This is a genomic window from Streptomyces sp. NPDC056361 (assembly GCF_042262805.1).
Classification (GTDB): domain Bacteria; phylum Actinomycetota; class Actinomycetes; order Streptomycetales; family Streptomycetaceae; genus Streptomyces.
The window spans coordinates 1-20,291 of the sequence record NZ_JBHJQI010000058.1 but is presented as its reverse complement, the minus strand read 5'-3'; the positions used below and the strand labels follow the sequence as shown (position 1 = coordinate 20,291).

Below are 20,291 nucleotides of genomic sequence, written 5' to 3'. Positions count from 1 at the left end.
CGGGGGGACGGTTTCGGGGGTGTACCGGAGGAGCCTTCCACGGTCGTCGGGCGGGCAATCCGGCGCTTTGTTAACTACTCGGGCGTAGCCGCGGCGGCAAGCACGCGGTCCGGACAGAAAAGAGCCCCGCCTTCTGTGGGGCGGGGCTCTGTTTCCGGCCGGGCGTCAGTGCCGCGGCGGCGCGTCCGGTCCGACCGGGTCCGTCGCCCACACCTGCCAGGGCTGGCGGGCCACCCACTCCTCCACCGGGGGCGGGGCGAGGGCGAGCGCCTCGGCCGAGACGCCGTCGTCGCCGGCCATCAGGAGCGGATCGGCGCCGCGCGCCATGTAGTGGTAGATCCCGGCCACTCCGGCGGCCGCCGCCCGGCCCAGGAGCTGCGCGAGGCCGTCCTCGAAGGCGACCGGATCCAGCTCCTCGTACCGCACCGCGCGGCCGAGACCGCGGCCGAACGCGGCCGCCAGCTCGCCGCCCGTCAGGGACCGCTCGCCGCCGATGTCGAACGTCCGGCCCTCCAGGCCCTCCACGGTCAGCGCGGCCAACGCCGCCTCCGCCAGGCCGCGGTGGGAGAGCCACGCCGTCCGCGCCGACTCCGGCAGCGGATACGCGAGCACGCCCTCGTCGACGAGCGCGGGACCGTTCCATGGCGAGAACAGGTTGTCCAGGTACACCGGCGGTCGGATCACCACCAGCGGCACCCCGCTGTCCCGCAGCACCCGCTCGGCCAGGCGCCGCGTCTCGAAGGCGGCGAAGTCCGTCGGTCCCGGCGGGATGCGGGTGTTGGCGTTGAACACCAGCCGGAGCGTCCCCGCCGCCAGCGCCGCCTCCGCGACGTTCCGCGCGTACGCCTCCACCCGCTCCGCCTCGTACACCAGCGGCATCGTCACGAACGCGTGCGTCGTGCCCTCGAAGAACCGCCGCACCTCCGCCGGCCGCCCCAGATCGCCGCCGGCGAAGACGGCGCCCGGCAGCGGCGGCCGGTCCGCCTCGGGCCGCCGGGTCAGCGCCCGCACCCGGTGCGTCCGCTCGGCGAGCAGCCGGGCCACCGCGGCACCCTGGAAGCCGGTCGCGCCCACCACCGCCACCCGCATCGGAATCTCACTGGACATGTGTGTCGAAGGCCCTTCGATAGGCTGTCACCGCTGTCGTGTCGGCGTCGTTCCAGGCTCGCCGCGACGGCTTCGGCCGTTCAATTAACAAACCGGGGCGGAAGTTGAAGGATCGTCCATGGCAACCGTGGGAACCGACCGTCACGAGCAGCGCGAGGACCTCCTCAGCGAACTGCTGAAACCCCTCCGGCTCACCGGGGTCTTCGACAGCCGCTGGCACGTCCGGGCCCCCTGGGCCATCGAGGGCGACGCCGAGAGCAGCTGCGCCGTCCTCCACTACGTCGTCGAGGGCGACTGCTGGATCACCACCGACGACGAACCCCCCGTCGCCCTGCACGCCGGCGACCTCGTCGTCTTCCCCACCGGCACCGCGCACCGCCTCTCCGACCGGCCCGACCGCCAGGGCCTCCCGCTCAAGGCCGTCCTGCCCGAACGGCGGCCCGGCACCTCCGGAGAGATCGTCATCGACGGCACCGGGCCCGAGAGCCGCCTCCTGTGCGCCGGACTCCACTACGACGCCAGCGCCGCCACCGGCCTCTACACCTCACTGCCCTGGGCCCTCGTCCTCGACGGCGCCCAGGTCGACCGGGAACCCCTGCTCCGCGACACCCTCCGGCTGCTCGCCGCACCGGACCGGCCCGTCGGGCCAGGCGACCAACTCATCACCCTCCGCGCCTTCGAAATGGCGCTCGTCCTCGCGCTCCGCCCCCTGCTGCGCGAACTCGCCGACAGCGCGACCTCGCTGCCGCTGCTGCGCCACCCCGGGATAAGCCGGGCCGTCGTCATCATGGCGACCCGCTTCGCCGAACCCTGGACCATCGACTCGGTGGCCCGCGAGGTCGGCATGTCCCGCTCCGCGTTCACCGCCGCCTTCCGCGACCTGGTCGGCGAGTCCCCCGCCCGCTACCTCGCCGCCCGGCGCATGCAGGAGGCGGGCCGGCTGCTCGCCGAGACCTCGCTCCCGCAGTCGGCCGTGCCCTCCCGCGTCGGCTACCAGAGCGCCGTCGGCTTCCACCTCGCCTTCCGCAAGTGGTTCGGCGTGACCCCCGGCGAGTACCGGGCGGGAGAGGCCAGCGCCGCCTGACGCCCCCGACCTGACATCTTCGGGCGCCCCTGGACGGTTCTTAAGGAGCCCTGGACGGACGCTCATTGTCCGGACCGGCCGCACCGGTCCAGTCTCGGGACCGGCAGTGCCGTGACACCCGAGGAGAGGCGAGGCGCCGGTGACGAGGTCCGGGCAGGAGTATCTGGAGGGGCTGCGCGACGGGCGGGCGATCTGGCTCGACGGGGAGCGGGTCGGGGACGTCACCGCGCATCCCGCCTTCCGGACCACCGCGGCCTCCTTCGCCGGCCTGTACGACCTCGCGGACGACCCCGTCCACCGCCCCGTCCTCGTCCAGGGCGGGGTGCGCCGCGCCTGCACCGTGCCGCGCTCCTACGAGGACCTCGTCGCCCGCCGCCGGGCCTTCCGCACCACGGCCGAGGCCAGTTACGGCTTCCTCGGCCGCACCCCGGACTACATGGCCGCGGGGGCCGCCGGGTTCGCGGCCGCGCCCGGCGTGTTCACCGGCGCCGCCTTCGACGGCGCCGAGAACGCCCTCGCGTTCCACCGGCGGCTCGCGGAGGGCGACCTGCACACCGCGTTCACCCTCACCAACCCGTCGCAGGGGCGCGGCGACGACGACCGCACCCTGCGGGTCGTCGGGGAACGCGACGGCGGGATCGTCGTCCGCGGCGCGAAGACGATCGGCACCGGGGCGGTCTTCGCCGACGAAATCCTCGTCGGCACCATCGAACCGCTCGCCGACGACGACACCGACCACGCCGTCACCTTCTCCGTGCCGCTCGACACCCCCGGCCTCAAGCTGATCTCCCGCACCTCCTACGAGCAGCGGTCCCGGTCCGTCTTCGACCACCCGCTGTCCTCCCGGTACGACGAGAACGACGCGATGCTGGTCTGCGAGGACGTCCTCGTGCCCTGGGAACGGGTCCTCACCTACCGCGACCCGGCCACCACCGGGGCCGTCTGGTGGCAGACCCCCGCCTACCTGAACCTCGTCCACCAGTCCGCCACCCGCTTCTGGACCAAGCTCGCGTTCCTCACCGGCCTCGCGATCCTCGTCGCCCGCTCCCACGGCACCGAGAAGCTGCCGCCCGTCACCCAGGCCCTCGGCCGGCTCCTCGGCATGGTCGCCCAGGCCAAGGCGTTCGTCCTCGCCGCGGAGGCCTCGTACGAGGAGGTCGACGGCGGCCGCGGCGGCGTCCGCCCCGGCCAGGAGATCTCCTTCGCCCAGCGGATCATGGCCGGCGAGCTGTACCCGCGGGCGATCCAGGACATCAAGCTCCTCGCCGGCGGGGCCCTCGTACAGCTGCCCGCGAGCGGCCGCGACCTCCTCCACCCCGAACTCGGGCCGCTGGTCCACCGCTACTTCGCCGCGCCCGGCCACCCCGCCGAGGACCGCGTGAAACTCCTCAAACTGGCCTGGGACGCGCTCGGTTCGGAGTTCGCCGGCCGCCACGAGCAGTACGAGCGCTTCTACCACGGCGCCCCGCACGTCTACCTGACCATGCAGACCTGGGCCGGGTCGGCCGGGGAGTGCGAGAGCCTCGCCCAGGCCTGCCTCGACGGCTACGGCCTGGAGACCACCCGGTGACGGCCGCACCACCGGCGCCACGGCGCGGGGCGCTCGCCCTGCTCGCCGCCACCCAGCTCCTCCTGATCACCGACACCGCGATCGTCAACGTGGCCCTGCCCTCCGTCGGCGCGGACCTCGGAGCCGGCTCCACCGGCCTGTCCTGGGTGGCCAACGCCTACCTGATCGCCTTCGGCGGGCTGCTCCTGCTCGGCGGACGCGTCGCCGACCTCCTCGGCCACCGCCGCGTCTTCCTCGGCGGCCTCACCCTGCTCGCCGCCGCCTCCGCCCTCGGCGCCCTCGCCCCCGACGCGGGCGTCCTCGTCGCCGCCCGCGCCGTCCAGGGCGCCGGCGCCGCCCTCGCCGCGGCCGCCGCCTTCGCCCTGCTGCTCCTGCTCTTCCCCGACGGCCCCGCCCGGCACAAGGCCCTCGGCGCGTTCGCCGCGATGGGCGGCCTCGGCGGAGTGCTCGGCACGGTCCTCGGCGGCGTCCTCACCGGCCTCCTCGGCTGGCGCGCCACGTTCTGGCTGAACGTGCTCCTCGCCGCGGTGCTCGCCGCCCTCGCCCTGCGCGTCCTCGAACCCCGCGCCGCACGGGCGCTCCGCGGCGGCTTCGACATCGCCGGGGCGCTCACCGCGACCGCCGGACTCGGCCTCGTCGCCTTCGCGCTGGTCGGCGGCGCCGGCGCCGGATGGCTCTCCGCCCGCACCCTCGGCGCCGGGGGAGCCGGCCTGGCGCTGCTCCTCGCCTTCGCCGCCGTCGAGAGCCGGGCCGCCGCGCCGCTCGTCCCGCCGCAGGTCCTCGCCCGCCCCGCGCTCCGCCTGGCCAACGTCCTCGCCGCCCTCGCCCAGACGACCCTGTTCCCGATGTTCTTCCTGGTCGGCCTCTACCTGCAGAGCGTCCTCGGGTACGCGCCCCTCGGCGGCGGCCTCGGACTCCTCCCGCTCTCGCTCGTCGTCGTCGCGGTCGCCCCGCAGACCGGCCGGATCATCTTCCGGATCGGCCTCCACCGCACCACGACCCTGGGCTTCGCCCTGCTCTGCGCCGGCACCCTCTGGCTCGGCCTCGCGCTCACCGCCGACGGGTCCTTCGCGACCACGGTCCTCGCGCCGAGCCTGCTGCTCGGCGCCGCCCTCCCGCTCGTCATGGTCGCCACCAACGTGGCGGCCACGGCCGACGCCGCACCCGAGGAGGCCGGCCTCGCCTCCGGACTCGTCAACACCGCCCAGCAGTTCGGCTCCGTCCTCGGCCTCGCCGTCCTGGTCGGCGTCGCCACCGCACGCACCGAGGCCCAGGACACCGCCCGCGCCGCCGCCGAGACCGCGGGCTTCCGCGCCGCGCTCCTCACCGGCGCCGCCTTCGCGGCCCTGGCCGCCCTGCTCTCCCTGCGGCCCGTGCGGTCCCCGAAGCCCGTCCCGTCGTCCACCACCACCGGCGAGTGAGCCGAAGAAGAGAGGAGCCGGGACGTGCTCGGCGATCCGCGCCACCGTACCGAGGACATACGCGCCGCCGACCCGCTGGGCGCCGACGCCCTGCTCGCCGCCGTGCCCGCCATGAACGAGCGGGGCGACACGGCCGCGCTGACGGTCGCGCTGCGCGCCCTCGTGCCCGACCCCGACCGGGCGGCCCTGTGGAGCGTCGGCGGCGCGGCGGCGGCGATGCGCGACCTCGGCATCCTCCTCGGATCGCTGAAGCGGCACGGGGTGCAGCCGCTGGCCGCGGTGCCCGAGGCGCTGCCCGTGCTCGAACTCCTCGGCCGCCGCACGGACATGGTGCCCCGGGACACCGTCCACCACTACACGGCCTGGAACCCGGTGGGCCCGCGCCGCCGCTCGTACACCGGCCACCCGACGGAGGCCCTGCTCCAGGAGGCGGTACGGATGGTGTTCCCCGCCCTGGCCGGGGCCCTCGACGACTGCGCCCGCCTCACCGGCCTCGAACCGTACGACCCGGGCTTCGCCACCGTCCTCGACCGGATCGCCCGCCGGGTGCGGGCCATGGTCGACTCCATCGACCTGACGGTCGCCGAGGTGTCGCCGGAGTACTTCGCGCTGACGCTGCGCCCGTACTTCGAGGAGGTCGAGGTCGGGGGCCGCGACTACCTGGGCCCGGCCGCCGCGCAGGTGCCGCTCTGGCCGATCGACCTGACGCTGTGGCAGTGCGACCGCCCGGACCCGGCGTACGACGCCTTCCTCGCCGAGTCGGTGCCCTACGCGCTGCCGGCCTGGCGGGAGTTCCACGCCCGCCACCGGGGCGGGGTGTCGGCCGTCAGCAAGCTGTCGGCTGCCGTGAGCTGGGAGGGCGCCGACCGGCTCCCGCCGCGGCTCGCCGCCTCCGCGGAGGCCCTCGGCCGGGTGCTGCGGATCCTCAAGACCTTCCGGGCCCGCCACATCGGCATCGCCCGCAAGGCGTACGACGACGACGTGCGCCTGTACGAGGAGGGCAGCGGCGGGGCCCCGGTCGCGCTGCTGCGCTCGATCCTGGACCTGACCAGGGAGAACGAGACCATGGTGCGCCGCGCGACCGTGCGACGCCGTCCCGCCGGGGCCCCCGTCGGTCCGACCGCCGCCTAGGAGCAGCCGAGATGCCGTCCACCGCCCCGTCCGCCGCCCGGCACCCGTACGCGCACCCCTACGGGCAGAGCCCGCACGTCGTGATCGCCGGCGGGGGTGTCGCCGGGCTCACCGCCGCGCTCGCGCTGCACGCCGCCGGGTTCGAGCGGGTGACGGTCGTCGAGGCGGCGCTCGCGGTCCGCCCGCTGGGCGCCGGGCTCAACCTGATGCCGAACGCGGTCCGCGAACTGGACGCCCTCGGCCTGCTCGACGCCCTGGAGGCGGGCGCCCTGCGCACCCGCGAACTGCGCTACTACCACCGGTCCGGCGGCCTCATCTCGCGCGAGCCGCGCGGCCTCGGCGCGGGCTACCGCTGGCCGCAGCTCTCGGTGCACCGCGGCCACCTCCAGCAGGTGCTCGCCGGCGCGGTACGGGCCAGGCTCGGGCCGGGCGCGCTGGTGACCGGGGTCCGGGTGCGCGGCGTGGAGCCGCTGCCGCACGGCCGGACCCGGCTGCTCCTGGAGCACCGGGAGGGCGCCGTGCGGGGCCGGGCCTCGCTCGAACCGGACGTGCTGGTGGGCGCGGACGGCATCAGGTCGGCGGTCCGCGCCGCGCTGCACCCGGGCGAGGGCGGGCCGCCGTGGAACGGCATGCTGGTGTGGCGCGGGGTGTCCCGGATGCCGGCGCGGGCGGTGGGCGCGTTCATGTTGATCGCCGGCGACGACCGGCAGAAGGCCGTGGTCTACCCGATGGGCCGGCCGACCGGGCGACGCCGGGAGGTCCTCGTGAACTGGGCCCTGGCCCGCCCGGCGGACGCCACGTGCGCGTCCGCGGCGGAGCGGCTGCGGGGCGACTGGAACCGGGCCGTGCCGGTGGAGACGTTCCTTCCTTTCTACGAGGGCTGGGAGTTCGACGGCGTCAGTGTCCCCGACATCCTGCGCGCCGCCGACTCCGCGCACGAGTACCCGATGGTCGACCGCGCCCCCCTCGACCGCTGGACCCACGGCCGCACCACCCTCATCGGCGACGCCGCCCACGCCATGTACCCGATCGGGTCCAACGGGGCGACCCAGTCGATCGTCGACGCCCGGGCCCTCGCCCACGCCCTGGCCCACCACGCCGACCCCGCCGAGGGCCTCGCCGCCTACGAGCGCGAACGCCGGCCCGTCACCACCGCGCTCCAGCGGGCCAACCGCGAGCGCGGCCCCGAGGTCGTCATCGACCTTGCCCACGCGCGCGCCCCGCACGGCTTCACCGACATCCACGACGTCATCTCCGCCGAGGAACTCGCCGCCGTCGCCGGCCGGTACGCCGCCACCGGCGGATTCGACCCGGCGACGGTGAACCAGGGCTCCCCGTACGAGGTGGCCGTGCCCGCCGTGTGACCCCGTGCGCCGTGGCGCCGCCGGTCGCGGTGCGCCTAACGTCGGGGCGGCACGCCGGTCGCACAGCGTGGTGCGACCGCTCCGCTCCGTACTCGCCTGCGAAGGTGGACAACGTGAAGGCAATCCGTCGATTCACCGTGCGTCCCGTCCTCCCCGACACCCTTCGACCCCTCGCCGACCTCGCGCACAACCTGCGCTGGTCCTGGCACGAGCCCACCCGGGCGCTCTTCGCGTCCCTCGACCCCGGTGCCGCGGAGCCGCGGACCGGCATCGACCCCGTCCGGATCCTCGGCGCCCTCGAAGCCCCGCGGCTCGCCGCGCTCGCCGCCGACCGGGAGTTCCTGGACCGGCTGCGCGCCGCGGCCGAGGACCTCGACAGCTATCTGCACGCGCCCCGCTGGTACCAGGGCCGGTCCGGTCACGCGCCGGCCGCCGTCGCCTACTTCTCGCCCGAGTTCGGCGTCGCCGCCGCCCTGCCCCAGTACTCCGGCGGACTCGGCATCCTCGCCGGCGACCACCTCAAGGCGGCCAGCGACCTCGGCGTCCCGCTGATCGGCGTCGGCCTGCTCTACCGGCACGGCTACTTCCGCCAGTCCCTCGACCGCGACGGCTGGCAGCAGGAGCAGTACCCGGTCCTCGACCCCGGAGAGCTGCCGGTGCAGCTGCTGAGGGAGGCCGACGGCGAACCCGCCCGGATCACCCTGGCGCTGCCCGGCGGCCGCAACCTGCACGCCCACCTGTGGATCGCGCGGGTCGGCCGCGTCCCGCTGCTGATGCTCGACTCCGACGTCGAGGAGAACGCCCCCGGCGAACGGAGCGTCACCGACCGGCTGTACGGCGGCGGCAGCGAGCACCGGCTCCTCCAGGAGATGCTGCTCGGCATCGGCGGCGTCCGCGCCGTCCGCACGTACACCCGGCTCACCGGCACCCCCGACCCCGAGGTCTTCCACACCAACGAGGGCCATGCCGGTTTCCTCGGCCTCGAACGCATCCGCGAACTCCAGGGCGAGGGGCTGGACTTCGACAGCGCCCTGGAGACGGTCAGGGCCGGGACCGTCTTCACCACCCACACGCCCGTCCCGGCCGGCATCGACCGCTTCGACCGGAGCCTGGTCGCCCGTCACCTCGGCGAGGACGGCGCGCTCCCCGGCGTCGACACCGGGCGCGTCCTCGCCCTCGGCGGCGAGACGCCGCTCGGCGGCGAGCCCGGCGTCTTCAACATGGCCGCGATGGGCCTGCGGCTCGCCCAGCGCGCCAACGGCGTCTCCACCCTCCACGGCGCGGTCAGCCGGGACATGTTCGCCGGGCTCTGGCCGGGCTTCGACGCCGACGAGGTGCCGATCGGCTCGATCACCAACGGCGTCCACGCCCCCACCTGGGTCGCCCCCGAGGTCGGCGGACTCGGCCCCGACCCCGCCGACCGGGACCTCTGGGAGCTGCGCCGCACGCTCCGGGAACGGCTCGTGACCGACGTACGGGAACGGCTGCGGGCCTCCTGGCGGCAGCGCGGCGCGGCCGCCGCCGAGCTCGGCTGGACCGACTCCGTCCTCGACCCCGACGTCCTCACCATCGGCTTCGCCCGCCGGGTCCCCTCGTACAAGCGGCTCACCCTCATGCTGCGGGACAAGGACCGGCTCCGGGCGCTCCTCCTGCACCCCGAGCGGCCCGTGCAGCTCGTCGTCGCCGGCAAGGCGCACCCCGCCGACGACGGCGGGAAGCGGCTCGTCCAGGAACTCGTCCGGTTCGCCGACGACCCCCGGGTGCGGCACCGGATCGTCTTCCTGCCCGACTACGGCATGGAGATGGCCCGCGGCCTCTACCCGGGCTGCGACGTCTGGCTCAACAACCCCCTCCGCCCCCTGGAGGCCTGCGGCACCAGCGGCATGAAGGCCGCCCTGAACGGCTGCCTCAACCTGTCCGTCCTCGACGGCTGGTGGGACGAGTGGTTCGAGCCCGACTTCGGCTGGGCCATCCCCACCGCGGACGGCGCGGCCGCCGCCGACGAGGACCGCCGCGACGACCTGGAGGCCGCCGCGCTCTACGAGCTGATCGAGCGCCGGGTCGCGCCCCGCTTCTACGACCGGGGCGCCGACGGCGTACCGGCCGCCTGGACGGCCATGGTCCGGCGCACCCTCGCCGACCTCGGCCCGAAGGTCCTCGCCGACCGGATGGTCCGCGAGTACGTCGAGCGGCTCTACGTCCCCGCCGCCGCCGCCCGCCGGGCCCTCACCCCGGACCGGGCGCGCGACCTCGCCTCCTGGAAGGCGCGGGTCAGGGAGGCCTGGCCGCGGGTGACCGTCGACCACGTCGAGGTCGGCGACGGCCTCGCCGACGACCTCGCGGACGCGGAGCTCGGCGCCACCCCCGTCGTCCGGGTCCGGGTGGCCCTCGGCGCGCTCGGCCCCGACGACGTCGAGGTACAGGCCGTCACCGGCCGGGTCGACGCCGACGACACCCTCGCCGCCACCCGTACGGTCACCCTCAAGCCCGCGGGCGGCCCCGATCTGGAGGGCAGGCTGCCCTACGCGGGGACCCTGGAGCTCGACCGCACCGGCTCCTTCGGCTGCACGGTCCGCGTCCTGCCCGCCCACCCGCTCCTCGCGCACCCCGCCGAACCGGGCCTCGTGGCCCTCCCGGAGGAGTCGAAGGGCGAGGGCGCGGGCGTGCTCCTGAGGTAGCGCGCCCCGGCGGCGTCCGGGGGAGTCCGGCGGCCCGACCGGCCGGCCCCCCTACGGCACCTCGGCCTTGCCGGCGAGGTGCCCGTCGACGAAGCACAGCCGGTACACCGGGATCGCGGCGAGCATCGTGGACCGGTAGTACCGGCATTCGTCCATGCCCGGCGGCTCGTCCGGCGGCCGTTCCGGAGGGCCGTCGAGCGGCCGGTCGGGCAGGTCGTCCGCGAGCTGCCCGAGCGACTGCCCGACCCGCATCCCCGCGTAGTCCTCCGGCTCCAGGTACGACTGGTGCTGGGTCCACAGCGCGACCCCCGCCATCAGCGCCCCCAGCGCCACGAGCAGCGCGAGCGGGATCCAGATCGCCTGCGCCAGGCCCTTGCGCACCTGCCGGCGGGCCCGGTCCAGCTCCCGTGCCGAGGTGGGCGCGGCGGGCGCCGCCGCCGGGGCCGGCGGGTTCCGCGGCAGTACGGCCTCCAGGACGAACCCGCCGTCCCCGCCGACCCGGTGCGCCAGCGTTCCGCCGGCGAGCCGCACCCGCTCGTCGAGCCCGACGAGCCCGGTCCCGCCGGAGGCGGGGCCTGCCGGGCCTGCCGGGCCTGCCGGGCCGGTCGCGCCGGTCGCGCCGGGCGGCCCGCTGGCCACCCGGACCAGGACGGTCCCGGTGTCCTCGGCGACCTCGACCGTGACGGCGGTGCCGGGCGCGTGCTTGGCCGCGTTGGTGAGGCCCTCCTGGACGACGCGGTGGAGCGCGAGGCCGGGCATGCCCGGGAGGGCGGGGACCGGGGTCGTCGCGAGGGCCACCGCGAGGCCGGAGGAGCGGGCGCGGGCGACGAGGTCCTCGACCGTCTCGCCCGGCGGGGTGGTCGGGGCGGCGGCGCCGTCCTCGCGGAGGACGCCGATGATGTCCCGCAGCCGGGCGGTCGCGTCCGCCGCCGCCCGGCGCAGCTCGCCGGCGGCCTGCTGCTGGGCGGGGCCGAGCCCCGGGTCGACCTCCAGGGCGCCGGCGCGGATCGCGATCAGCGCGAGGTCGTGGCCGAGGGAGTCGTGCATGTCGCCCGCGATCCGGGAGCGTTCCCGCAGCCGCTCCCGGTCGGCGACGGCGGCCTGCTCGCGCTCCATCCGGTCGGCCAGCTCCCAGCCGCTGCGCACCAGCCGGTCGTACTGGCGTACGTAACGGCCGATCAGCCAGGGCGCGACGACGGCGAGCGCCAGCGCGAGCAGCAGCGTGAACCACTGGCCCAGCGACGTGCGGGTGACCACCGTCAGGAGCAGCCCCACCGCCGCCACCGCCCCGAACAGCCACAGCGCCGCCGCGGTGTGCTCCTGCCGCCGTCCGGCGAGGAAGCCGAAGGCGATCAGGGCCAGGCTGTACGAGGGGGTGAACAGTTCGAGGGAGGCGGGCAGGCTCGCCGCGACCGTGACCGCCAGCGGTGCCAGCGGCCACCTGCGGCCGACCGCGACGCAGCCGGCCAGGACGGTCACGCCGACGGCGACCAGGCCCCAGCTCCCGCCGTCGTTCGGGTCGGACTTCAACAGGACGGGGACGCAGAGCAGCAGCCAGAGCCCCAGGTCGAGGAGACGCTCACGCACCCGCATCCCCCGGGACCACCCCCGCCTCATGGGCGAGGACCGCGAGCTGGACCCGGTTGCGCAGCCCGAGCCGGCCCAGGACGGCGCTCACATGCGCCTTGACGGTGCCCTCGACGACGTACATCCGGTCGGCGATCTCCTGGTTGGACAGCCCCGCCCCGAGCAGGGCGACGACCTCCCGCTCCCGCCCCGTGAGCGGTTCGAGGCGCGCCCGCGCCTCGGCGGCCCGGGTGAACCGCTCGCCCCCGAGCGTGTCGATGACCCGCCGGGCGACCCCGGGCGACAGCGCGGCCCCGCCTCCGGCCACCGCCCGCACCCCCGCGATGAGTTCGCGCGGATCCCCGGACTTCAGCAGGAACCCGCTCACCCCGCTCCCCAGCGCCCGCGCGATGTACGCGTCCTCGGAGAACGTCGTCAGCATCACCACCGCCGCCCCGGGCAGCACCGCGCGCAGCTCCTCCGCCGCCCCCAGCCCGTCGAGCCGCGGCATCCGGATGTCGAGCAGCACCACGTCCGGCCGGTGCTCCCGCGCGAGTTCGACCGCCTCACGGCCGTCCCCCGCCTCCGCGACCACCTCGATCCCGCGGTCGGCCGCCAGGATCGCCCGCACCCCGGCCCTGATCATCGTCTCGTCGTCGGCCAGCAGCACCCTGATCATGCGGCCAGCCTATGTTCACGCCCCGCCTCGCGGAGGGAGCCCCGCACGGTCGTTCCGAACGGGCGACCTGACAGAGTTATTCGCGTTTTCCGGGGATGTTTTCCGGGCTCTCCTGCTTTCTCGCGATCGGGAATTTCCGTCTGCCGCGGGATTCCTGCGGTGAATCCATTCGAGTCGCCCTTGTCCGCTGCGTGGATCCGCGGTGCGCGACTCTGGTTCGCGGTCGGACGGCACGTGGTATGTGCCTGCTGAGCAGCAAGGTTTGTGCCTGCTGGGAAGTTCGCCCTGCTCTGTGCATGAAGATCAACTTTGCCTTGATTTTACGCATCGAGTGGCTTTTTCGGGGCGTTGGGTGAAATGGAGATGGCCTATTTCTGCTGCTAGCCTGGCCCGAAAATTTCCATATGGAATATCCAAGGGGTGGGTGTTGAAGCACAGAAGTTGGAGAGGGCTCTCGGTCGCATTGGCCGCAGCGGTCCTCGGCGGCGTACTGCCGACGGCGGCCGTTGCGGCGGAGGGGGGCCCGGCGCTGCCCGAGGTACGGCAGCCGAAGGCCGTTCCCGTGACCGAGATGCGTTCGGGCGGCGAGAAGCGCCCCGACGCGGCCGCGAGGAACCTGACGCCGAAGGCCACGTGGCCCGACGCCGGGACCGGCACGGTCCCGCTGGCACAGGGGGGTCGGGCCGGGTCGCTCCCGGTTCGGGTGGAGTCCGCCGCCCCGCGGCCGAAGGCCAAGGCCGGGGGCGAGGCCGCGGCGGCTGCCCGGCCCGCCGCCGGCGATGTCCGTGTGACCCTCGGCGACCGCCGGGCCGCCCGCAAGGCGGGCATCGAGGGAATCGTCCTGTCCGTCGTCCGGACCGGCGCCAAGGGCGCCGCGGCCGACCCGACGCGGATCGAGGTCGCCTACGACTCCTTCCGCGGCGCCTACGGCGGTGACTGGGCGGGACGGCTCCGCCTGGTGGAGCTGCCGGCCTGTGCCCTGACCACGCCGGAGAGGCCCGAGTGCGGCACGCGGAAGCCGCTGAAGACGGAGAACGATCCGACGACGGGCACGCTGTCCGCCGTCGTCTCGCTGGCCGGGGCACCCATGGCCCTGGCGGCGACCGCCGCCGACGACGGCCCGACCGGCACGTTCAAGGCGACGTCCCTGCAGGCCTCGGGTGCCTGGAGCGCGGGTGGATCGACCGGTGCCTTCACCTGGACCTACCCGATCGAGGTCCCGGGCGTCCCGGGCGGTGCCGCTCCGAGCATCAGCCTGGGCTACAACTCCCAGGCGGTCGACGGCCGTACGGGAGCCACCAACTCCCAGGCGTCCTGGATCGGCGACGGCTGGGACTGGGAGCCCGGCTTCATCGAGCGCAAGTACAAGTCGTGCGAGGACGACAAGACCGGCGGGACGAACACCACGAAGGTGGGCGACCTGTGCTGGTTCAACGACAACGCGACGCTTTCGCTGAACGGCCGTACGACGGAACTCGTCTACGAGAAGGACAAGGGCTGGCACCCGCAGGGTGACGCCGGAGAGTCCGTCGAGAAGCTGACCGGCGCGGAGAACGGCGACGCCGGCACCGACGGCGTCGACGGCAAGGGCGAGCACTGGAAGGTCACCGGCACCGACGGGACCCAGTACTTCTTCGGCCGGAACCGGCTGCCCGGCTGGACCGACGGCGGCACCATCACGCCCGCGGACGACAGCCCGGTCACCAACTCCACCTGGACGGTCCCGGTCTTCGGCAACCACTCGGGTGAGCCCTGCCACGACGCCACGTTCGCCGACGCCTCGTGCAAGCAGGCCTGGCGCTGGCAGCTCGACTACGTCGTCGACCCGCGCGGCAACGCCATGGCGTACTACTGGAACACCGAGAAGAACAACTACGGCCTCAACGTCTCCGAGACCACCGGCAAGGCGACCGTCACCCCCTACATCCGGGGCGGCTGGCTCGACCACATCGACTACGGCCTGCGCGACGACGCCGTCTACGCCGGCAAGCCCATGGGCCAGGTGCAGTTCAGCGTCGACGAGCGGTGCCTGACCGGCTGCGGCACCTTCGACGAGACGAACGCCAAGAACTGGCCGGACGTTCCCTTCGACCTGTACTGCAAGGACGGGGCGACCGAGTGCAAGGGCCAGTACTCGCCGAGCTTCTGGACCCGCAAGCGCCTGACCGGCATCACCACCAAGCTGCGCACCGGCGGTGCGCTCAAGGAGGTCGACACCTGGACGCTGGACCAGAACTTCCCGCCCTCCGGCGACGGAATCTCCACCCCGATGTGGCTGAAGTCCGTCCAGCGCACCGGCAAGGCAGGCGGCACCCTCGCGCTGCCGGCCGTCACCTTCACCGGCGAGCAGCTGGCCAACCGCGTCGACAGGACGGGTGACGGCCTCGCGCCCTACGTCCGGCTGCGCATGTCGCAGATCAACACCGAGACCGGCGGCACCATCGGGGTCTCCTACTCTCCGCAGGACTGCACCCCGGCGACCCTGCCGGAGCCGGACGCGACCAACACCACGCGCTGCTACCCCGTCAAATGGGCCTGGGAGGGGGACACCGCCCAGCTCGACTGGTTCAACTCGTACGTCGTCACCCAGGTCGTCGAGGGCGACAACCTGGTCGAGTCCCCGGACACGGTGACCTCGTACGGCTACCTCGGTGGGGCCGCCTACGCCAAGAGCGAGGACGAGTTCGCCAAGGCCGAGGACCGGGTGCACTCCGTCCCGCGCGGCTACGAGCGGGTCCAGACCCGCAAGGGCGCCGCCGACGACCCCCGCACCCTGACCGAGACCCGCTACTTCCGCGGCCGCGACGGCCAGGCCGTCAAGGACACCTTCGGCGACTCCGTCACCGACCGCCCCGAGTTCGCGGGCATGGTCCGGCAGAGCCTGACGTACAACGGCGACGACACGTCGAAGCTCGTCTCCTCGACCTCGTACACCCCGTGGCGCTCCGCCGCGGTGGCCACCCGCGTCCGGCCCGGTCTGCCGGCGCTGGTGTCGTACAAGACGAACGTCGAGAAGGACGTCACCCGCACGACCGTCACGGGCGGCACCCGCACCACCGAGCGGACCCGCGACTTCGACGCGTACGGCATGCTCTCCACCGAGTCGTACACCGGCGACGTCGACGTGCCCGGTGACGAGCAGTGCACGACGACCGGCTACGCCCGCAACACCGCGGCCCACATCCTCGACGCGGTCAGCCGGGTCGAGAGCGTCTCCGTCCTCTGCGGCGGCACGGTCAGCCGTCCGGGCGACGTCATCGACGACGTCCGCAACTACTACGACCACGGAACCCTCGGCACCGTCCCGGGCTCCGGCCTCCTCACCCGCACCGAGAAGATCAACGGCAAGGGCGACGGCTACGACGTCCAGTCCTCGATCCCGAAGAACTGCGGTGTGACGCTGGACCAGTCCTGCGCCGACGTCTACGGCCGGTCGCTGTCCATCGCCGACCCGTTCGGCAAGGTGACCACCACGACGTTCACGCCGGCCACCGGCGAGGCGCCCACCGGCATGGTGGCGACGAACCCGCTCGGCCACGTCACCACCACCGCGTACGACCCGCTGCGCAGCCAGCCGACCCAGGTCACCGACGCCAACAACAGGGTCACGACCACCGGGTACGACCCGCTGGGCCGCGTCACCAAGGTGTGGCAGCCGACCCGCTCGGCCGTCACCTACCCCGACTCGCCGAACTACGTCTTCGACTACCTGGTCCGCAAGGACGGGCCGGTCGTCACCACGACGAAGGTGCTCGCCCACGACTCGACCTACCGCGCGGCCTACTCCTTCCAGGACGGCCTGCTGCGCGAACGCCAGACGCAGGAGCCGTCCCCGGACGGCGCCGGCCGGCTCGTCACCGAGAAGTTCTACGACACCCGCGGCCAGGTCTGGCGCGACTCCGGAAAGTTCTTCGCCACCGGAGCGGCCGAGCCCGCCCTCGTCACCGGCCAGGACCTGAACTACCCGGCGTCCGCGGACACCGAGTACGACGGCGCGGGCCGGGTCACCGCCGTGATCTCGAAGCGGTTCGGCGACGAGACCAAGCGCACGACCACGCTCCACAACGGTGACAGCACCACGGTGATCCCCCCGCAGGGCGGCATCGCCACCACCAAGGTCGTCGACGGCATCGGACGTCCCACCGCCCTCGTCTCGTACACCGCGGCGGACCGCAGCACGTCGGAGACCACCCGCTACACCTACGACAAGCAGGGCCGCCTCAGCGGGGTCACCGACGCCGCCGGCGCCGCGTGGACGTACAAGTACGACGTCCGCGGCCGCGAGACCGAGATCAACGACCCCGACAAGGGCACCTCCAAGCTCACCTACGACGCCGCGAACCGCGTCACCGACATCACCGACGTCGGCCGCGGAACCACCCTGCACACCGACTTCGACGCGCTGGGCCGCAAGACCGCCCTCAAGAAGGGCACCACCCTCCTCGCGGAGTGGACCTACGACACCGCCACCAGCGGCAAGGGCCAGCCCGCCAAGTCGATCCGCTGGGTCAACGGCCAGGCGTACGAGTCCGCCACCACCTCCTACAACGCCTTCTACCAGCCGGTCCTGCAGCAGGTGACCATCCCGTCCGTCACGGGCCAGACGGCACTGGCGGGCATCTACAAGTGGACCAACTCGTACAACGCCAACACCGGCCAGGTCATGTGGGTCATGCAGCCCGCCGCCGGCGGACTGCCCTCGGAGAAGCTCGCCAACACCTACTCGGCGGGCGCCGGACTGCTGAACACCGTCGGTGCCGGCAGCGACGCGATCGTCTCCGCGAACACGTACGACCACTACGGCCGCAACGTCAAGCAGGAGTACGGGGCCTTCGGCCAGCACCTCTGGTCGTCCCGGCAGTTCGACGAGCACACCGGCCAGCTCACCCGCTCCTACCTCGACCGGGAGGTGGCACCGCAGCGCATCGAGGACGTGAAGTACTCCTACGACCCCTCCGGCGCCATCACCTCCATCGCCTCGGCCTTCGGCCAGGACGCCGCACGCACCACCGACACCCAGTGCTTCACGACGGACGCGCTGCGCCGCATCACCGAGGCCTGGACCAACACCGGTGAGACCTGCGCCGCGGCTCCCTCGACCTCGGTCGTGGGCGGCCCGGACGCCTACTGGACGTCGTACACCTACGACGCCGTCGGCAACCGCAAGACCGAGACCGACCACAAGACGGCCTCCGGCCCCACCGCGGACACCCTCCGCACCTACGCCGCCCCGGCCGCCGGCAAGCACAACCTGCCCAAGGTCACCCAGACCGGCACCGACCCCCACGAGGAGACCTTCACCTACGACGCCTCGGGCAACACCGAGACCCGCAAGATCGGCGCCGCCGCTCTGCAGACCCTGGTCTGGAACGACGAAGGCCGCCTCGCGTCGGCCGTCCAGGGCACCAAGACCAGCAGCTACGTCTACGACGCCGAGGGCGCCCGGCTCCTCCGCACGGACTCGACCGGCACCACGCTCTACCTGCCCGGCGGCAACGAGCTCAAGCTCGACAAGACCACCGGCACCGTCACCGGCACCCGCTACTACAGCGTCGGCGGCCAAGCCGTCGCGATGCGCAGCGCCGGCAAGCTCACCTTCCTCTTCAACGACCACCACGGCACCGGCTCCACCCAGGTCTCGGCCGACGCCGTCCAGACCGTCGTCCGCCGCAAGACCGGCCTCTTCGGCGAGACCCGCGGCACCCAGCCCGCCACCTGGCGCGGCGACAAGGGCTTCGTCGGCGGCACCAACGACGCCGACACCGGCCTCACCCACCTCGGCGCCCGCGAGTACGACCCCTCCATCGGCCGCTTCGTCTCCGTCGACCCGATCATGGACGTCACGGACCCGCAGCAGACCCACGGGTACACGTACTCCAACAACAACCCCGTGACGCTGTCGGACCCGACGGGCCTCAAGCCCGACGACTGCCTCGTCGCCAACTGCACCTACACGTCCAACGGCTGGGAAGTCGGCGAGGTCAAGGGGCACAACAACTCTCCCGCCCCGAAGACGACCACGTACCAGAACCAGGACTCGGACTACCGCGCCGCCACGACGAACAAGCAGCGGGCCAAGGAGCAGCGCAGGAAGCGGCTCGAACAGATCATGGAGGAGCACAAGTTCTACATCGGCAAGTACATCGACGAGATCGATGACGCCAACAAGCTGGCCTGCCGGATGACGCCGGGCCCCGAGAGGGCGGGCTGCAACTTCAACAGGTACGCGAACCTCTACGGCGTCAAGCTCTTCGGCCTGGAGTACAAGGGTCTCGAAGGCATGGTCGAGGAGGCGCTTGAGCGCATCGACGAGTCGGCGTTGTCGGAAGGCAAGGAGGACGTGGAAGACGGGGACGACCCGACGGAGTTCGGCTTCCTCAACAAGGAGTTCGAGATCGCGTTCATCCTCGCCATGGAGGGGAAGACGGTGGTGGCCCGGTCCGATAACGAAGGCGCCCCGGGTTCCGTGAACGGCAGGAAGAGCTTCGATGCCTGGGTCGATGGAGTGCGCACGGAGTTCAAGACCGTAGGCCCCGACACGTCGGCGAAGCACATCGGCCGGTGGATCGGGAAGGCGGCCGATCAGGGCGCCGACGCCGTCATCATCCACATGCCCGAAGGCAGCAAGGAACACGCGGAGGCGGCCGTCAGAAGCGCCAAGAGGGCGGCATTCACCTCGAAGACGCCCCTGACGGCGACCACCGTCCGATTCATCGGTGACGGGTGGGGCTTCACCGAGTCGCTTCAGTAGCATCGAGCGAAAGGCCGAGGGAGAAGACGATGGAGAGAGAGCAGCTCGCGGAGATCCTGCGTGCCGAAGGGCACGCCGGCCCCGAACCCGAGCTCCAGGACGCGGTCACGCGTGCCGGTTCGCGGGTGCTGGGGATCCGGATCGCCGGAGACGGTGCTGTGGAAGCGTGGCGTCGGCTGCTGGCTCTGCGGGACAGCACCGGATGCCATCCCGTGCTGTCCCCCCGATCTCCCTCGGCCTGGGTGGATCGGGCCCCTCTGGAGGGGGAGCCCTTCGACGACCGGGCGATCACGGCACCTCGTACGCTCGTCGCCGAGATCAGGGACGCCGCTCTGGAGGACCACCTCAAGGGGGCGGGTGACGAGTCGGAAGCGGATGAATGGCGGGACGAGTTCGACCCCGAGCGCCTGGCACGGTCCGTCTCGCCCGTCCCCAAGAAGTCCGATGCATGGAGTGACTTCAGGCCGTCTTGGCTGTGCCTGGTGGAGACCTCCAGGGGCTACCACGTACCGGGTCTCCTGCCTGACCGCGCACGTGGCCGCAACTGGGACGGACCGGGCGGTCGTCCGATGCTTACGTCGGACCATGTGGCATTCCTGCACACCTGGTACGACCGGTTCGGGGCGGAACTCCTCTACCTGTCCGGTTCCATCGTGATCCTCGATGTCGCACGGCCGCCTCAGGAACCGCTGGCGGTGGCCGAAGCCGCGATCGAACAGTACGTGTACGCCCCCGACGAAACCGATGCCCCTCAGTTGGCGAACCGGCAGGTTCGTGGAGGGACATGGCGCTTCTGGTGGGACTGAGCGGTCCGCGTAGGCGGACATGAAAAGGGCGGGCGCCCGGAGGGAGAGATCCCTCCGGGCGGCCGTGGTTGTGTTGGGGGTGTGGGCGGTCCCGGTTTCGGGGAGGTCAGGGTGATGTTGTTGTTGTAGCCGGT

Annotated in this window: 11 protein-coding genes; 8 read left to right on the top strand and 3 right to left on the bottom strand. The window is 73.2% G+C overall.

Annotated elements, in window-relative coordinates; genetic code table 11:
• Positions 1 to 165: 165 nt before the first annotated feature.
• Complete coding sequence (locus ACFCY7_RS20265) at positions 166 to 1,107, bottom strand: SDR family oxidoreductase (RefSeq protein WP_376486951.1); 942 nt, start codon at positions 1,105 to 1,107, stop codon at positions 166 to 168.
• Positions 1,108 to 1,225: 118 nt separating this feature from the next.
• Here ACFCY7_RS20265 and ACFCY7_RS20260 point away from each other — a divergent pair, with 118 nt between their 5' ends.
• From ACFCY7_RS20260 to glgP, 6 genes are all read left to right on the top strand, one after another.
• Positions 1,226 to 2,191: an AraC family transcriptional regulator gene (locus tag ACFCY7_RS20260; RefSeq protein WP_376486949.1), complete on the top strand. Its 966-nt coding sequence runs from the start codon at positions 1,226 to 1,228 to the stop codon at positions 2,189 to 2,191.
• Positions 2,192 to 2,330: 139 nt separating this feature from the next.
• On the top strand, positions 2,331 to 3,761 hold the full coding sequence (locus ACFCY7_RS20255) for a 4-hydroxyphenylacetate 3-hydroxylase family protein (protein ID WP_376486946.1): 1,431 nt from the start codon (positions 2,331 to 2,333) through the stop codon (positions 3,759 to 3,761).
• Positions 3,758 to 5,182: an MFS transporter gene (locus ACFCY7_RS20250; RefSeq protein WP_376486943.1), complete on the top strand. Its 1,425-nt coding sequence runs from the start codon at positions 3,758 to 3,760 to the stop codon at positions 5,180 to 5,182. The genes ACFCY7_RS20255 and ACFCY7_RS20250 overlap by 4 nt, the downstream gene beginning before the upstream one ends.
• 24 nt (positions 5,183 to 5,206) lie before the next feature.
• Positions 5,207 to 6,313 carry a monodechloroaminopyrrolnitrin synthase PrnB family protein gene (locus ACFCY7_RS20245; protein WP_376486941.1) on the top strand — a complete coding sequence of 369 codons (1,107 nt, stop codon included), beginning with the start codon at positions 5,207 to 5,209 and terminating at the stop codon, positions 6,311 to 6,313.
• 11 nt (positions 6,314 to 6,324) lie between these two features.
• Complete coding sequence (locus ACFCY7_RS20240; protein WP_376486939.1) at positions 6,325 to 7,677, top strand: FAD-dependent monooxygenase; 1,353 nt, start codon at positions 6,325 to 6,327, stop codon at positions 7,675 to 7,677.
• Positions 7,678 to 7,790: 113 nt separating this feature from the next.
• On the top strand, positions 7,791 to 10,355 hold the full coding sequence (gene glgP / locus ACFCY7_RS20235; RefSeq protein WP_376486937.1) for an alpha-glucan family phosphorylase: 2,565 nt from the start codon (positions 7,791 to 7,793) through the stop codon (positions 10,353 to 10,355).
• Between the two features lie 51 nt (positions 10,356 to 10,406).
• Here glgP and ACFCY7_RS20230 read toward each other — a convergent pair whose 3' ends face one another.
• Positions 10,407 to 11,948 carry a sensor histidine kinase gene (locus tag ACFCY7_RS20230; RefSeq protein ID WP_376486935.1) on the bottom strand — a complete coding sequence of 514 codons (1,542 nt, stop codon included), beginning with the start codon at positions 11,946 to 11,948 and terminating at the stop codon, positions 10,407 to 10,409.
• Positions 11,935 to 12,600: a response regulator gene (locus ACFCY7_RS20225; protein ID WP_376486932.1), complete on the bottom strand. Its 666-nt coding sequence runs from the start codon at positions 12,598 to 12,600 to the stop codon at positions 11,935 to 11,937. The genes ACFCY7_RS20230 and ACFCY7_RS20225 overlap by 14 nt, the downstream gene beginning before the upstream one ends.
• A gap of 571 nt (positions 12,601 to 13,171) precedes the next feature.
• On the opposite strand from ACFCY7_RS20225, the gene ACFCY7_RS20220 reads away from it, so the two are divergent.
• A complete protein-coding gene (locus ACFCY7_RS20220; RefSeq protein WP_376486998.1) occupies positions 13,172 to 19,351 on the top strand; it encodes an RHS repeat domain-containing protein in 6,180 nt (2,059 codons plus the stop codon).
• A gap of 29 nt (positions 19,352 to 19,380) precedes the next feature.
• Complete coding sequence (locus ACFCY7_RS20215; protein WP_376486929.1) at positions 19,381 to 20,157, top strand: DUF4253 domain-containing protein; 777 nt, start codon at positions 19,381 to 19,383, stop codon at positions 20,155 to 20,157.
• The last annotated feature ends 134 nt before the right edge of the window (positions 20,158 to 20,291 follow it).

Coding starts and splice junctions, on each gene's coding strand:
- ACFCY7_RS20265 (WP_376486951.1), bottom strand. CDS start 1,107: ATGTCCAGTGAGATTCCGATGCGGGTGGCGGTGGTGGGCGCGACCGGC.
- ACFCY7_RS20260 (WP_376486949.1), top strand. CDS start 1,226: ATGGCAACCGTGGGAACCGACCGTCACGAGCAGCGCGAGGACCTCCTC.
- ACFCY7_RS20240 (WP_376486939.1), top strand. CDS start 6,325: ATGCCGTCCACCGCCCCGTCCGCCGCCCGGCACCCGTACGCGCACCCC.
- ACFCY7_RS20230 (WP_376486935.1), bottom strand. CDS start 11,948: ATGCGGGTGCGTGAGCGTCTCCTCGACCTGGGGCTCTGGCTGCTGCTC.
- ACFCY7_RS20225 (WP_376486932.1), bottom strand. CDS start 12,600: ATGATCAGGGTGCTGCTGGCCGACGACGAGACGATGATCAGGGCCGGG.
- ACFCY7_RS20220 (WP_376486998.1), top strand. CDS start 13,172: ATGCGTTCGGGCGGCGAGAAGCGCCCCGACGCGGCCGCGAGGAACCTG.
- ACFCY7_RS20215 (WP_376486929.1), top strand. CDS start 19,381: ATGGAGAGAGAGCAGCTCGCGGAGATCCTGCGTGCCGAAGGGCACGCC.